At 72.4% G+C, this 14,870-nt stretch carries 9 protein-coding genes; 1 reads left to right on the top strand and 8 read right to left on the bottom strand.

The features are described 5' to 3' along the window. Positions 1-64 precede the first annotated feature (64 nt). The 3 genes from GA0070610_RS10330 to GA0070610_RS10320 form a co-directional block, all read right to left on the bottom strand. A complete protein-coding gene (locus GA0070610_RS10330) occupies positions 65-1,120 on the bottom strand; it encodes an enediyne biosynthesis protein (RefSeq protein ID WP_088999827.1) in 1,056 nt (351 codons plus the stop codon). Then, positions 1,117-3,021: a CRTAC1 family protein gene (locus GA0070610_RS10325; RefSeq protein ID WP_088999826.1), complete on the bottom strand. Its 1,905-nt coding sequence runs from the start codon at positions 3,019-3,021 to the stop codon at positions 1,117-1,119. The genes GA0070610_RS10330 and GA0070610_RS10325 overlap by 4 nt, the downstream gene beginning before the upstream one ends. Positions 3,022-3,470: 449 nt before the next feature. Further along, entirely contained in the window at positions 3,471-4,166 is a 696-nt protein-coding gene (locus tag GA0070610_RS10320) for a MerR family transcriptional regulator (RefSeq protein WP_269458870.1), read from the bottom strand. 401 nt (positions 4,167-4,567) lie between these two features. Here GA0070610_RS10320 and GA0070610_RS10315 point away from each other — a divergent pair, with 401 nt between their 5' ends. Continuing rightward, on the top strand, positions 4,568-5,344 hold the full coding sequence (locus tag GA0070610_RS10315; protein ID WP_088999824.1) for a helix-turn-helix domain-containing protein: 777 nt from the start codon (positions 4,568-4,570) through the stop codon (positions 5,342-5,344). 262 nt (positions 5,345-5,606) lie between these two features. Here GA0070610_RS10315 and GA0070610_RS10310 read toward each other — a convergent pair whose 3' ends face one another. The 5 genes from GA0070610_RS10310 to GA0070610_RS10290 all read right to left on the bottom strand — a co-directional run bounded on the left by GA0070610_RS10310 (position 5,607) and on the right by GA0070610_RS10290 (position 14,821). After that, the gene (locus GA0070610_RS10310) at positions 5,607-6,968 is read right to left on the bottom strand and encodes a cytochrome P450 (RefSeq protein WP_088999823.1); all 1,362 of its coding nucleotides are present in this window, start codon (positions 6,966-6,968) and stop codon (positions 5,607-5,609) included. After that, on the bottom strand, positions 6,965-7,498 hold the full coding sequence (locus GA0070610_RS10305) for a flavin reductase family protein (protein ID WP_088999822.1): 534 nt from the start codon (positions 7,496-7,498) through the stop codon (positions 6,965-6,967). The genes GA0070610_RS10310 and GA0070610_RS10305 overlap by 4 nt, the downstream gene beginning before the upstream one ends. A 20-nt stretch (positions 7,499-7,518) precedes the next feature. After that, on the bottom strand, positions 7,519-7,959 hold the full coding sequence (locus GA0070610_RS10300) for an acyl-CoA thioesterase (RefSeq protein ID WP_088999821.1): 441 nt from the start codon (positions 7,957-7,959) through the stop codon (positions 7,519-7,521). A gap of 3 nt (positions 7,960-7,962) precedes the next feature. After that, positions 7,963-13,785, bottom strand: coding sequence for a type I polyketide synthase (locus tag GA0070610_RS10295; protein ID WP_088999820.1), 5,823 nt, complete (start codon positions 13,783-13,785; stop codon positions 7,963-7,965). A 73-nt stretch (positions 13,786-13,858) separates the two neighbouring features. Next, entirely contained in the window at positions 13,859-14,821 is a 963-nt protein-coding gene (locus GA0070610_RS10290; RefSeq protein ID WP_088999819.1) for a DUF1702 family protein, read from the bottom strand. Positions 14,822-14,870: the final 49 nt, after the last annotated feature.

Genomic DNA, 14,870 nt, shown 5'->3' with positions numbered 1-14,870 from the left:
GTGAATCGGGACGAGGTCCGTCGCCGGCGGACCCGGGGTCGCGCCAGCGACGGACCGACGGTCGTCAGGTGACGGCGGGCCGCACCTGCGGCGCACCCTCACGCCGGGAGCGGTCGCGCAGCCAGATGCCCCACCAGAGCAGGCCCCGGGCGAGACAGACGATCGTCACGGCGAAGAAGAGCGTGTAGACGACGTTGGAGGCGATCAGCACGCCGTACACGCCGGCGACGCTCGCGCCGAACATGAACTGGGCCCGACCCGAGGTGGGCGTCGTACCGGGGTCGGTGATCATGTAGTTGGTGAACAGCACGAACGCGACACCGGTGATCGGCAGCAGGGCCGCCCAGAGCGCGACGTCCCAGATGAAGTGCCGCACCAGCGCCTGGATCACGAAGCCGCCGACCCAGCCCACGATCAGCGGGATCTTCTTGGTGAGCACCCCGTTGAGCACGGTGCCGGCCGTCAGGATGACCAGCGGCACGAGGATCCGGATCATGTCCGGCACGTCCTCGGTGAAGTGGTATGGCGGGGCGATGTTGACCCAGGAGAAGGCCACCAGGGTCACCGTGATGCCGAAGTTCGACGGGTTCATGAAGTGCCGCATGCGGCCCTTGATCGGCGCCAGGAAGATCGCCTTCTGGCCGATGGCGACGACCACCGCGAAGGCGATGGGCCAGAAGTTGTCGTTGGCGTAGAGCAGCATGTTCGCGGCGAGCGCGGTGATGTGGGTGGGCAGCAGGAACGTGTACATCCCCCAGGCGCCGTTGCCGAGGAAGGCGGGCGGGCGCTTGTTGGCCCGGGCGGTGACCAGCTCGACCGCGATCTCGGTGGCGTAACCGACCGCCAGGGCGAGCAGCGGCCAGGTCCAGGGCTGCTCGAAGCCGAGCACCGTGTACCCGAGGATGTTGAAGACGCTCATGGAGATGGCGAAGTTGCGCAGGGCCAGGTAGCGGGGGTCCCGCCGGTCGATCCGCGGGGGCGCCCCGGGCGTGGCCGCCACCGACGCGTTGCGGTCGAACGTGACGGCCGGCGCCGGGCCGAGCGGAGCGTCGGCGACCACGGTGCCCCCCACCCCCCGCACGTCACTGCCGGTACGGGCGCTGTCTCGGACGTCGGTCATTTGGGCATCTCCTGGGCTTTGTCCGTGAGCATGATCGTGTGCCAGCCCGCGGCGAGGTCGAGGGTCTGCTTGTGCACGCCACCGTTGAGGTCGCGCCAGGCGATCTCCGCCGAGACCGGCTTGGCACCGGCGTCGCCGAGGCCGAAGAAGACGTCGAAGCTGCGCTTGCCCGAGTGGCCGCTGCCACCGTCGAGCTGGGCGACGCGGGTGCGACCGTCCGCCGTCTTCACCCGGACCTGGGCGCCGTACGCGGGCGAACCCCGGCCGTCCTCGCCGGGCCGGCACAGGCGCAGGCCCAGGAAGTTGCCGCTGCCGGGCTTGTCGTTGCGGTAGTACGACGGGGCGCCCCACTGCCGGGCCACGGCGAAGTCCTGGCCTCCGTCGCCGTTGGTGTCCGCGACGGCCACGCCGCGGCTCGGGGTGCTGTCGGTCATGCCGAGCTCGGCGCTGATGTTCGCGTAGCGCCCGTTCTTCTCCCGGACCCAGAACGCGAACGGCTCGGAACCGGCGATGTCGTCGCCCGGCTCGGCCTTGGGCCACATGCCCGGGTTGCGGAGCATGAGGTCGTTGCTCATGGCCAGCTCCTGCAACCAGGACCAGCGGTTGATCTCGCCCTTGACGAACCCGGCGGTCTGGACCACCGACATCTCGCCGCTGTTGTCGAAGTCCGCCATCTTGGCGTCCCAGCCCCAGCCGACCCACGCCATGTTGAGCTCGGCGGCCTTGTTGTCGAAGACGGCCTTGCCCTCGCTCAACCGCTTGCGGGCGTCGGCCAGGCTCGACGAGTTGTTGCGCCAGACGAAGTTGCTCTCCTCCAGGCCCCAGGAGGTGGTGATGTTGCTGACGAACATGTCGAACTTGCCGGTGCCGCCGAGGTCGCCGAACTCGATCGACATGCCCTTGAACGAGTCGTGCCCGACCACCATGGACTTCGGGGTCAGCGCGCCGCGGCGGCCCTCCGCCATCGCGAAGCGGATCTGGCCCGGCGTGGAGACGTTGTGGAAGAAGCGGTCCCGACCGAAGTCGTTGGCGAGGTACAGCTCGGGCAGCAGGTCGCCGTCGATGTCGGCGGAGCCGGCGCCGAGGGTCCAGCCGGTGGCGTACTCCGGCGGGATGGCGGACTGCTCGACGTACGTGGCGCTCGGGTTGTCGCCGCTGGTGGCGGCGGTCCAGCGCAGCACGTGCGCCCCGCCGGCGTTCTGCGCCCGGGACAGCGAGTGGTTCATCTCGACGTTGGGCTGCCCGGCCGGGTCGAGCACCTGGCTGTCGGGGAAGTAGTTGAAGACGCCAATGTCCGGCCGGCCGTCACCGTCGAAGTCCGCGACCGCGACCGCGTTGGTGTTCCAGAGCTTGCCCTGGTACTCGCCGCTGGAGGAGGACGGCTGACCGACCAGCTCGGTGGGGTGGAAGGTCGCCTTGGTCAGCGGCCCCGTGGCGGAGGCGCGGTGCAGGAACAGCACCGGCGTCCGACCCCAGTAGTAGCCGAGCAGGTCGGTGCGGCCGTCGCCGTTGAAGTCGCCGGGCACGCAGCCCATCGGCGCCATCGCCTTGTGGGTGGGCAGTGGCGCGGGGTCCAGCACGAAGGGCGCGTACCGGGCGGGCCCGTCGGGCGACGGCGTGACGATCATGCTGTCGCTGCGGGTGTCGACCAGGCAGAGGTCGTTGGCGATCAGGTCGCCGTCGAGGTCGTTCGCCGCGACGGCGGCGCCGACCGAGGACACCCAGGCGCGGATGTGCTCGTACTCGGGGTTCACCGGCCGCACGCTGCGTTCCGGCAGGCCGGGCGGCAGCGCGATCGGCAGCTCGGTGAAGCCGAACCGCGACGCCAGCGTCTGACGCTCCTCGGCCGACGCGCTGGGCAGCCGGGCCACGGCGAAGAACGCCGCCACGAGGACCAGCACGAAGGCAGCGGGAATGATTCGGCGGATCGCGCCGACGGGTTGGGATGGCAAGGGTTCCCCTCCAGATTCGGCCACCACCCGTGCCCGCAGCGGCGGATCCACCGTGCTGCGGCCGGGTCTGGCGACGGGCAGTGTCGGCGACTGAGAAATGAATGAATCGTCCAGCGGCGCGTTCTTTTCCTGTCATTCATGGACAGTTCATCACCGACGGAACGGGCATCCAACACGCGGCGCTACGGCGTTCGTTGCCGGCGCCGCCCATTCCCAGCCGATCGAGGCATGTCGTGCGTCCCTTCACGATGCCTGGCGAACCGGCTGCGAAAGTCGCCACCGGCCCACTTATCGTGGCGGGACCACGGCCCGAGTTCTTCTCAAAGGTTGCTCAGTGGCCGACTGCACCGTGTGCGTTTCGGGCGGGGCGGATCCGCCATCTCACCCGTTCGAGGCCCTCACTCAACCGTATTCAACGGGAATCGAAGCGCGACGTGGTGTTCGTGCGCCATGCGGCGCAGGGCGGACAGGGCGACGCCGAACAGGACGCTGCGCACGATCGCCGGGCCCTTCTCGGTACCGCCCTCGGCGGCGACCAGGTCGAGTTCCGAGACGACGAGCTGCTCGGCGGCGCGGGCGTAGGAGGTGAAGAAGGACACCTCGGCCTCACAGCCGAGGCTGCGCAGCCCGGCCAGCACGTGCGCCAGCACCTCCCCGCCGGAGAGGCTGGACTCGCGCGACCAGCCGAGCGCCTCGGCGAGGTCCGCCACCTCCTCGCGCGCGCAGTCCACCGCCTCGCGGCCCAGGGTCTCGGACCCGTCGAGGTAGAGAGCCTGATCGAGGACCTGGTAGGCGTCGCGCAGGGTGAGGTCCTCGTCGTCGATGGCGGCCAGGATCTCCCGGACGGACGACAGGTCCAGCCCGGCGATGCTGGTCAGGGTCCGGATCAGCCGGATCCGCCGCAGGTGCCGCTCGCTGTAGTCGGCCTGGTTGCGACCGGTCGGCAGGCCTGCGGGGAGCAGACCCTCACGCAGATAGAACTTGATCGTCGGGACTGACACGCCACTCTGTCTACTGAGCTCCGAGATACGCACGCGTCCTCCGCCCTGGCGAACGTTTGGGCAATCTTGCCATAGAGATCGATCATTAGCCATTGATCGACACTCGTCGCCGTCGGGATCGGCGGGGCCGGCGGCGACGGCGCGACCCCCTCGATCGGCACGCATCGGAACGGGCCACCGATGTCCGAAAAAGTACGCTAAGGATCGACAGCCCGGCAGCACAGATACTGGCGAGTTCCACAATACAATTAGCAGTCCAAACGATCTCCACCTGGGCCGATAGTGGCACGCACCGATTCTGCGCATGAATTGATAAGCCCCCCTCCGTCACTCCGCGCTACGCTCCGAACGCAGAAAGTGTTGACCGGCCCGCCCGGGCTCGGCTAGCATCAACTGCGGTTAGCGGTGAATGGTGACCGACTGGCATCCCTTATAGACCTCAGTCGATTCATCACATCCACTCATTGGGATTGTCCGCAATCCGGGGGAGACAAATGCACGACAGCGCAGAACAGGCAGTGGAACGGGCCATCGACACCATGCGCAGCAATTTATCCGAACAGTTGACGGTGGATGACATGGCACGCGCAGCCATGTTCAGCAAGTTCCACTTCACACGGATCTTCCAGCGCGTGACCGGCATCTCGCCGGGACGGTTCCTGTCCGCGATCCGCCTCCAAGAGGCCAAGCGGCTGCTGACCACGACGAGGCTGAACGTCACGGACATCAGCCTGCGGGTGGGCTACAACAGCGTGGGAACGTTCAGCACCCGGTTCACGAGGAGCGTCGGCCTGCCACCCACCACCTACCGGCGGATGGGCGGCTTCACTCCCCGCATCCCCACCCAGCGCCCGACGGGTCAGACGCAGGGCACCATCACCGGGCAGGTCACCGCGCCGGCACGTGGGCCGGCGCCCGGGCTCATCTTCCTGGGCCTGTTCCAGCACCGCATCCCCGAGGGCCCACCGGTACGCTGCGCCATCCTCGAGTCGCCGGGCGCGTACCACTTCGCCAACGTGCCCGACGGCACCTGGTACCTGCTGTGCCACTCGGTCTCCGGCGACGTGCTCCGGCTCGAGCAGGACATGATGATGGTGGCCGCGGTGGGCCCGCTGGTCGTGCACGGACGTCAGACCCTGACCGCCGACGCCCACCTCAAGCAGGTGTCCAAGATCGACCCGCCGGTCCTCCTGGCGCTGCTCGACAGCCGCAAGGCCGCGAGCGAACGCCAGGCCCAGCGGGAGAACCGGTCCCAGATGTACGCGGCCTGACCCCGCCACCGGCGGGAGCACCGCGTACCCCCCGGGCGGCACCGCGCACCGTCGCCTCCACCCGGGGCCGGACACGAGGACCCCGGCCGCCGGCGCCCGTGACGGGCGCCGCCGGCCGGGGTCCCGCCATGATGCCCGACGCACGGCCCGGCGGGACCAGGCGCCGCGAGCGCCTCCGCGCGGGATGCCGCCCCGGGCCACCGGGCGGGCACGTGCCGGACCCGCGGGCGCCGCCGTGGCGCCCGCGGGTCCGGCACGGAGTTCAGTCAACCTTGTGCACCGTCATCGGCAGGCCGCCGCGCACCCGCAGCGACAGCATCGGCTCGGGCACCACCGGACGACCGGGCACCCCCGCCAGGCGCACGTCCCGCAGCAGCATGGCCAGGACGAGGGTGGCCTCCATCATGCCCAGGTTGTTGCCCACACAGAACCGGGGGCCGGCGCCGAACGGGATGTACGCGTAGCGGGGGCGCTCCGTTCTGCGCGAAGGGTCGAAGCGGTCGGGGTCGAACCGCTCCGGCTCGTCCCAGAACCGGGGATGCCGGTGCAGGGTGTACGGGGAGATGAGGATGTCGGCCCCCGCCGGCACGTGGTAGCCGCCGATCTCGTCGTCCTGCTGTGCCTTGCGGGGCAGGAGCCAGACCGGCGGATAGAGCCGGATGGCCTCCTCCACCACCATCGCCGTGTACCGCAGCCGGTGCAGGTCCTCGTACTCGGGCAGCCGGTCGCCGAGCACCGTCACGGCCTCCTCGCGGACCCGCCGCCGGATCTCGGGATGCCGGTCGAGCAGGTGCAGGCTCCAGCCCAGCGTGCTGGCGGTCGTCTCGTGCCCGGCCAGCAGCAGCGTGACCAGCTCGTCGCGCAGCCGCTGGCGGGCCACCCGCGGATCCTTCTCCAGCCGGGTCGAGACGATCAGGCGGGACAGGACGTCGTCGCGCCCGTCCACGTCCCGGCCCCGGCCGGCGACGAGTTCGTCGACGACCCGCTGGAGGTGCCGGCGGGCGCGCCGGAACCGCAGCTGCCGGGGCAGCGGGATCCACGGCGGCACGGCGCTGAGCGTCTCCAGTTCGAACATCGCCTGGTCCTGCACGGCCGCGAACGACGCGCCGACGCCGTGGAAACCGCTGAGCTCGGCGTCGAGCAGGGTCCGCCCGAGCACCCCGAGGGTCAGCGTGGTCATCTCCTCCAGCACGTCGACCGGAGGGCCGTCGGCCCGCGCCGTCAGCCGCTCGACCAGCAGCGCGGCCTCCTCGCCGATCACGCCCGCGTACTGGGCGAGCCGCCGGTTCTGGAACGCCGGCTGGATCACCCTGCGCTGCTTGCGCCACAGCTCGCCCTCGCTGGTGAGCAGCCCGTCGCCGAGCGCCCGGCGGGCGTGCACCAGGCCGATGCCCTTCTGGTAGTTGGCGCTGTTGTCGGACAGCACGTGCTTGGCGTGGTCGGGATGGTTGAAGAAGTAGAGCTGCTTGGGCCCGACCGGCAGCCGGGCCGCGTCGCCGTACCGCTCCGCCGCCAGGGTCATCATCCGCAGCCGGTCCCGGCCCATCAGGATCAGCATGTGCAGGGCGGCGGGGCGGGGCGGGCCCGGCGGCGTACGCCGGGCCCCGCCCTGGATGGTCGTCATGCCGCCTCACTCCGCTCCTGCTCGACCTGACGGAAACGGCCGGAGAGGAAGAGCAGCGCCTCCCCGTCCGTGCGGCGCTCCAGGGAGAGCAGCCGGCCGAGGAAGATGGTGTGGTCGCCGCCGTCGTAGGAGCGCCACACCTCGCACTCGAAGTGGGCGAGGGCCCCGCTGATCAGCGGCGCGCCCGTCGTCGCGCCCGGGCGCCAGTCCACCTGGTCGAACTGCTCGCCGCCGAGCGGCCGCCGCCCGTCGGCGAAGTACCGGGCCACCTTCTCCTGGTCGTCGGTCAGCACCGAGACCGCGAACTCGCGCGTCCGGGAGAGGCAGGCGTGCATCACCGCGTTCCGGTCGACGCACACCAGCACCAGCGGCGGGTCGAGCGACACGGAGGTGAACGAGTTGGCGGTCATCCCGTGCGGGGTGGCGCCGCCGACGGTCACCACCGTGACGCCGGTGGCGAACGCACCGTACGCCCGCCGCAGTGCCGTCACGTCGGGCGTCCCGACGGTGAGTGTTCGCTGTACGTCCACGACGTCTCCTCCTCGCGCCGTCAGGAGCGCCGCGCCGAGGTGTACGGCGCGAGCGCCGTCACCAGTGCCTCCGGCACCCTCGCCGGCGCGGTGCGGGTGTTCGGGCCGCGCATGCAGGCGATGCGCTGCCGGCCCCGGGCCACCAGCGTCTCGCCGCCGTCCCGGTCGAGCTTGACGTAGTCGAAGCTGAACTCCAGCTGGGTCTGCGCCAGCTCCACCAGGCGCATCCGGATGGACAGCTCGTCGAACGCGGTGATCTCGGCGAAGAACTCGCAGTCGACGCGGAGGGTGAACAACTTCAGGTCCTCGCGTACGTCGGCGAGCACGTCCGGGGCCCGTTCCTTCAGGAACATCTCCCGGCAGCGGCCCTGCCAGCGCAGGTAGTTGACGTAGTACACGTTGCCGACGAGGTTGGTCTCCTCGAAGCCCACCGTGTGCAGGTACTCGAAGTACTTGTCCATCGCCTAGCCCCGTCCTTCCGTCAGGATCGCGAACGCCATCGGCTGGGGCAGGTCCCGCACGGTCGTGACGAGCGTGGCGATCCGCAGGTCGCCGGAGGCGAAGACCAGCCAGCCGGCCCGGTCCGAGGGCACCGCGACCAGCGGCGCCCGGTGCGACAGCCCCGCCTTGCGCAGGCACTCGATCGCCGCCCACACCCGCGTCGCCGCCGCGTCCAGCGACTCCCCGCCGTCGGCGCAGCAGAGCCGGGCGAGGTCGACGTGCGTGCCGAGGAGCCCCTGCCAGACCGACTCCTCCCGGGCGCGTACCGCCTCGACGTCGCAGGCGAGCGGCCCGGTGCCGACCACGCACAGCGTCAGGTTCTCGGCGTGCGCGGCCGAGAGCGACCGGCCGTCGGCCAGCTCGGGGCGGCCGTCCGGCCGGTACGTGACCTCGACCGGTCCGCCGGCGGCCCGGCCGGCGGCCACCGCGGTGCGGGCCCGCCGCCGGCGGGTCTCGTCCGGCGTGCCCTGCCCGGCCGCCTCGCCGCGTCCGGTCCGCTCCGTCGGGGCCGGCTCCACCGCGACGGCGACGTCACCGCCGACCAGGTCACCCACGGTCCGCTCCAGGTACGACCCGAGCAGCGGGGCCACCCACGGCCCGCGGCCGTCCTTCTTGCGCACCGCCCGCAGCCGCAGGCCCTCCCACCGCTCCACGACCGCACCGTCGGCGGAGCGGAGCGCGATGTCGTAGACGTAGGTGTCGCCGTCGCGGCTGCGTTCCTCGGCGCAGTAGCGGAGTTCCTCCGCCTCGGCCAGCCGGGGCCCCGCCGGGTGGAGCCGCTCGATCCCGGCCGGCAGCAGGGTCGCGTCGGGGACGCAGACCTGGTTGCCGTGCATGAGGGCGTCCCGCACGCCGGGGTCGCCCAGCAGCAGGGCGTCGGGCAGGTAGTCGGCGAACCACCGCGTCTGCGGAGCCGTGACGACGTCGGCGTCGACGTGCCGGGCGGCCGAGCGGTGGTAGCTGCGCAGCCGCTGGAACCGTCCGCCCTGGAACAGGATGTCGCCGTACAGGTCGGTGGCGGGGTCCAGCGGCACCGCCGGCAGCCCGGCGGACACCTGCTCGGGCGGGCCGGCCGGCGGCCGCGTCCCGGTGAAGTGCAGCCGCGCCCGGAAGTGCGCGGCGCTGAACTCCGTCTCCGCGCTGTAGACGACCGCGTCCACGACGTCGTCGTCGACCACGAGGGTGGCGATCCGGATGGTGGTGCTGCCCTCCGGCGGCACCACGATGGGCCGCAGGAACTCGGCCCGCTCGACCACCGGCGTGTCGGTCCGTCCGGTCACCGCGGCGGCGACCTGGGCCATCGCCTCCATGCCGAACACCGCCGGGAACAGCAGGTTGCCGTCGAGCCGGTGGTGGTCCAGGTAGAGGTCGGCGACCGGCTTGAGTTCGGCCTCGGTGACCAGCTCGACGCCGTGGTAACGCACGAGCGGCCGGTCCACGAAGCGCAGCAGCGGCAACTCCGGAAGGTCCATCCGGACGGTGTCGATGCCCTCGGTCCGCCCGCTGACGACCACCACCGACGGCGCGTGCGGGTCGGCGAGCAGGCGCCGGAGCATCGCCACCCCCTGGTCGGGGGTGACCGGGGTGATGCCGTCGCGGGTCAGCGCCTCGACCACGGACAGCCGCTCGCCCATGCCGACGCCGGACCAGACCGACCACTCCAGGCAGAGGCTGCGGCAGTCCGGGTGGCGTCGGCCGAAGTCGACGGTCAGCTCGGCGAGCCAGTCGTTCGCGGTCGCGTAGTGGGCCTCGCCGCGCAGGCCGGCCCGGCCGATGATGCTGCCGAACGTCACCAGCAGGCGCAGCCGGTCGGCGTCGACCACGTCGAGCACGGCGCGCAGGCCGTCGACCTTCGGCGCGAAGGTGCGGCGGAACTCGTCCATGCCGAGGCCCGTCAACGCCGCCGGCTCGTTGCGGCCCGCGCCGTGCAGCACCGCCGTGACCGGTCCCAGCTCGGCGACCAGCTCGTCGACGGCCTGGCGTACCTGCGCGGGGTCGGCCACGTCGGCCCGGGCGTAGCGCACCCGTACGCCGGCGTCCGCCATCCGCGCGAGGTTCGCGGCCAGCTCCTCGTCCTGGGCGGGATCCGAGCGGCCGAGCACGGCGAGGCGGGCGCCGCTGTCCACCGCCATCGCCAGGGCGCACTCGGCGGTGATGCCCTTGCCACCGCCGGTGACCAGCAGCACGTCCTCGGCGCCCAGCGGCTGCCGCGTCTCGGTTGGCCGCACCGGCAGCCCACGCAGGGTGGGCACCCGCCGGCGCCCGTCGGCGTCGAGGTGGACCTCGGCGAAGCCGTCGGTGGCGGCGACCTCCGCGGTCACCCTCGCCACGGCCTGCGGCGCCGGCGGGGTGTGCACGACGGTGGTCCGCACGTGCGGCGCCTCCAGCCGCAGCGTCTTGGCCAGCCCGGCCGCGCCCGGCCCCTGCTGGACGAGGACGAAGCGGGTGCCGGGGGCGGCGGCCGTCGCCGCCTGCGCGCCCCGCAGGGCCAGTTCGAGGTCGGCCTCGGCGCACGGCTGCGGCAGGCACACCAGCACACCCGCGCCGACACCGGCGCTCTGCAGGGCCGCGCGCAGCGGCTCGGCGAGCGGGTGCCCGGCCGGGGCGAACAGCTGCCAGGGCCCGTCGGCCTCGGCCCCCGCGGCGACCGGGGACGGCGCCTCGTCGAGGTCGACCGACCAGGCCCGGCACCAGTCGGCCACACCGTGCACGAAGGCCGGGCCGGACGCGTCGGCCTCCCGGCCGGTGCGGGCGAGCTGCTCCAGAGCCTCGGCGAGCTGACCGACGGTCGCCGTCGCGAAGTTCGTCGGGGTCTGCGCGGCCGGCACACCGAGCTGCTGCGCCGCCTGGTTGACCAGCTGGCCGACGGTGATCGAGCTGAGGTGCAGGTCGTCGAGGAGCTGGCTGCCGTCGTGCACCATCTCCAGCGGCAGCTCGGCCCGCTCGGCGGCCAACCGGCGCAGCAGTTGCAGGCTCGACTCGCCCGCCGGCTGCTCCGGCTCCGGCCGCTGTCCCTCCGCCGCCGACGGAGCCGCCGCCCGCCCACCGGCGCCCTTGGGCAGGTTCACCACCGGGGCGGACTCGCAGGGGCTGGCGAAGAACCGGAAGTCCTGGCCCACCTCGAGCGGCCGGACCAGCCGGTCGTGGAAGAGGGCGCCCTCCACTCCGCCGGCGCCGACCACGTACGCGGCCGCCGCGACGCGCAGCAGGCCGGCCAGCGACTCGTCGTCGGTGTTGAGGGCCACCGCCGGCAGGTCGGTGCTGGCCGACGCCAGGCCGGAGAGCACCTGCCCCGGACCGACCTCGACGAAGAGGTCGACCTCCTTGGCGGCGAGGGCCACGGCCTGGCTGAACAGCACCGGATCGGTGATCTGGCGGTGCAGGAGGGCGGCGACGTCGGTGTCGGAGGCGAGCGGCTCGCCGGTGACCGTGGAGACGACCCGCCGGGTGACCGGCCCGAACCGCTCCCCCGCCAGCGCCTCGAGGAGGGCGTCCGCGGCCGGCTCGACCAGCGGGGAGTGGAACGCGTGGGACACCGCGAGGCGGGTGGTCCGCAGGTCGGCGGAGCGGGCCCGCTCGCAGGCGTCCTCCACCGCGGCCTCCGAACCCGCGATCACGGTCTGCTCCGGCCCGTTGTACGCGGCGATCACCACGGACAGGTCCGCGATGAGCCCGACCACCCGCTCGGGCGGGGCGCCGATGTTGGCCATCGTGCCGGAGGCGCTGTGCTCCCCCATCGTCCGGCCACGGATCCCGGCGACCCGCAGCAGCGCCTCCTCGTCGAGCACGCCGGCCCAGTGCAGGGCGGCGATCTCGCCGAGGCTGTGCCCGACGGCGACGGTCGCGTCGAGGTTGAGCAGCGACAGCGCCCGCAGGCCGGCCAGCGCGCCGGTGACGATCCTCGGTTGGGCCACCGCGGTCGCGACCATGTCGCCGCTGCTGGGCAGCGCCGCCCGCTGGTAGACCTCCTCCACGTCGGCGAAGCGCCGGCGCAGCGCGCCGCCCGAGGTGCCCCGGCCGGAGCCCTGCCCGGGGAAGAGGAAGCCGATGCGACCCGGCCCGCTCACGTGGCCCAGGAAGCAGCCGCCGTCGGCGGAGAACAGGCGCGCCTCGCCGGCGTCGAGGGCGTCGCAGACGCGGCGCAACTGCCGCTCGGCGTCCTCCGGCGAGGAGACCACCACGCCCGCCCGGTAGGGCAGGTCGCGCAGCTCCCGGTGCAGGGTGGCGGCGAGGTCGCCCAGCTGGGCGTACGACACCGTGGGCACGAAGTCGACGAGCCGCTGCAACCGCTCGCGCAGCTCCTGTGGGCTGCCACCGTCGACGAGGAGCAGTTCCACGTCCTGCATCGACGCGGCGAGGTTGCGGAAGCGGCTGTCCAGCCGCGACGAGCGACGCGGCTGCCCGTTCTCCAGCACGATGTGGGTGTTGATTCCGCCGAAGCCCATCGCCGTCACGCCGGCGCGTACGGGCACGCCGCGCGGCCACGCCTCGGCCTTGCGCAGGGCGCGCAGCGCGGACTGCTCGGCGGTGAGGATCTCGTGCGGGTCGACGCAGCCGATGGCGGGCGGCAGGACCTCGTGGTGGACCGCCATCGCGGCCTTGATCAGCCCGGCGACGCCGGCCGCCGCCTTGGTGTGCCCGATCATGCCCTTGATCGAGCTGATGGCGGCCTGCGGGGAGTTCCCGTCGGCGGTGCGCCGGGCCAGCGACAGCGCCTGGAGCTCGGTGGTGTCGCCGACCGCCGTGCCGGTGCCGTGGCCCTCGAAGAGCCCGACGGTCTCGATGCCGAACCCGGCCCGGTCGTACGCCCGGCGCAGGGCGAGCTGGTAGCCGGCGACCTCCGGCCGGGTGATGCCGCCCTTGCCGTCGGAGGAGATGCCCCAGCCCGCGATGGTGGCGTAGACGCGGTGCCCCGCCTGGCGGGCCTCGGCCTCGCGCATCAGCACCACCATGCCGCAGCCCTCGCCCGGCCAGAAGCCGTTCGAGCCACGGTCGTAGACGCGCATCTCGCCGCGCGCCAGCGCGCCGGTCTTGGCGAAGCCGATGATCTCGAAGGGGTCGATGGACAGGTCCACGCCGCCGGCGATCGCCACGTCGACCTCGCCGTCGGAGAGGGTCTTGCACGCGGTGGCGACGGAGAGCAGGGACGAGGAGCAGGCGCCGTCGACGGTGTAGCCGCCGCCCTTGAAGTCGAAGTGGTTGCAGATGCGCCCGGCGATGGTGTTCGACAGTCCACCCGCGAGGGTGTCCTCGTCGACCTCCGGGAACGGACCCTTGAACGTCGCCTCGAACTCGTCGAGGAACGCGGTGAGCTGGTCGTCGTCCCAGTCCTGCTCCTTGAGCGCGGCGGCGACCATGCGGCGTACGTAGGGCCAGCGCAGCCGTAGCTGGTTGGCCCGGGAGAACTCGCCGGTCAGCGTGTTGCCGACGACCACGCCGGTCCGCTCGCGGGGCAGGCCCTCCGCCATCGGGAAGCCGGCGTCGGCCAGCGCCATGGCCGCCATGTCGAGGGCGAGCCAGTGGGTGAGGTCGGTCGAGCGGTAGGTGCTGCCCGCGATCTTGTAGGCGATCCGGTCGAACTCGTAGCCCTCGATGACCGCGGCGTTGCGGGCGTAGAAGCGGTCGGGTGTGGCCGGGTCCGGATCCCAGTAGTCGTCCAGACTCATCCGCTCGGCGGGCAGCCGGCGGAAGGCCCGCCGCCCGGCGAGGGCGTTCTCCCACAGTTCGCGGGGTGACGTGGCGTCCGGGTAGCGGCACGCCATCCCCACGACAGCGATCCTGGTCACGAGGTCTCTCCTTCGTTGCGTGCGGTGGTGGACCGCCGGGGCGCGGGAACGGCCGGTGGGAGGGGCGCCACGGTCAGCACCGCCCCTCGAACTCCGCGGCGATGGCCTGGCGCCACCGCTCGAAGGCGGGCGTGGCGCCGTCCTGGCCGCGGGGCAGCGTGACGTCGGTGACCTTCGCCGCCTCGACGGTGGACATGCCGCAGAACACCTGCGTGGCGACCTCGTTGTGCGGGGCGACCAGGCCGGCGCGTACCCGGGCCCCGGCCGCGAAGGCACTGCCCTGGGCGAGGTCCACGCGGTAGTCGCCGGCACGGTCGCGGAACCGGTGCAGGTCCGCCTCGGGGGCCCCGCCGGCGTAGGTGGCGGCGAGGCCGGCCCCGGCGTACAGGTCGGCCCGCCGGTGCGCGGGGAACGCGGCGAAGATCTCCGTCACCCGGTCCACGTCGGTGCCCCCGACGAACCAGGTGGCCCGGCCGATGCCCTGGTCGATGACCCGGTCGGCGTACTCGCGCGGGCCCTCGGCCGGCCACGGGAACCGCGGGTGGCGGTACTGCCCGTACACGTACCGGTCGGTGTGGAAGTACGCCTGGTGGAAGCCGTAGCCGTCGAGGACCAGCCACCGCAGCAGCGGGTCCGGGGCGTACAGCTGGCCCCAGCGGAACCGGGGCACCCGGGCCATCGCCCAGCCCACGCCGACGTACACCATGTAGACGTGCGCGTCGCCCCGGCCGGCGAGCAGGCTCGCCACGTGCCGGGGGCGGCCCGGCCGCAGCGCGTCCCGGACGGCGAAGCCCATCCCGGCGCCCTCGTACGCGAAGCCACGAAAGCGCGTCGGCACCGTTTCCAGACGCTGTTCGGCCGCTGCGGTCGTCGGCGCCTCGGCGGCGTATCCGTAACCGGCCAGGAATGAGGCGCCGACGGTTTCGAGCAGCGCCTTCGATTCCGCGTCGCGCACGTGGAAGCCGCGTACGTCCAATTTCGTCTCGGAGATATTTGGCGTCAGGATTCTGCGCCGCAGATCACGCAGGCTCTGCATGGCACGTTCCCCCAAAGGGTCGGTGTTTTCGTTGCCGGGATGGACATCC

The organism is Micromonospora echinofusca (genome assembly GCF_900091445.1).
In the GTDB taxonomy this organism is placed as follows: Bacteria; Actinomycetota; Actinomycetes; order Mycobacteriales; family Micromonosporaceae; genus Micromonospora; species Micromonospora echinofusca.
This window is presented reverse-complemented; position numbering and strand designations above follow the sequence as displayed.

Coding starts and splice junctions, on each gene's coding strand:
- GA0070610_RS10330 (WP_088999827.1), bottom strand. CDS start 1,120: ATGACCGACGTCCGAGACAGCGCCCGTACCGGCAGTGACGTGCGGGGG.
- GA0070610_RS10320 (WP_269458870.1), bottom strand. CDS start 4,166: ATGGCTAATGATCGATCTCTATGGCAAGATTGCCCAAACGTTCGCCAG.
- GA0070610_RS10315 (WP_088999824.1), top strand. CDS start 4,568: ATGCACGACAGCGCAGAACAGGCAGTGGAACGGGCCATCGACACCATG.
- GA0070610_RS10310 (WP_088999823.1), bottom strand. CDS start 6,968: ATGACGACCATCCAGGGCGGGGCCCGGCGTACGCCGCCGGGCCCGCCC.
- GA0070610_RS10300 (WP_088999821.1), bottom strand. CDS start 7,959: ATGGACAAGTACTTCGAGTACCTGCACACGGTGGGCTTCGAGGAGACC.
- GA0070610_RS10290 (WP_088999819.1), bottom strand. CDS start 14,821: ATGCAGAGCCTGCGTGATCTGCGGCGCAGAATCCTGACGCCAAATATC.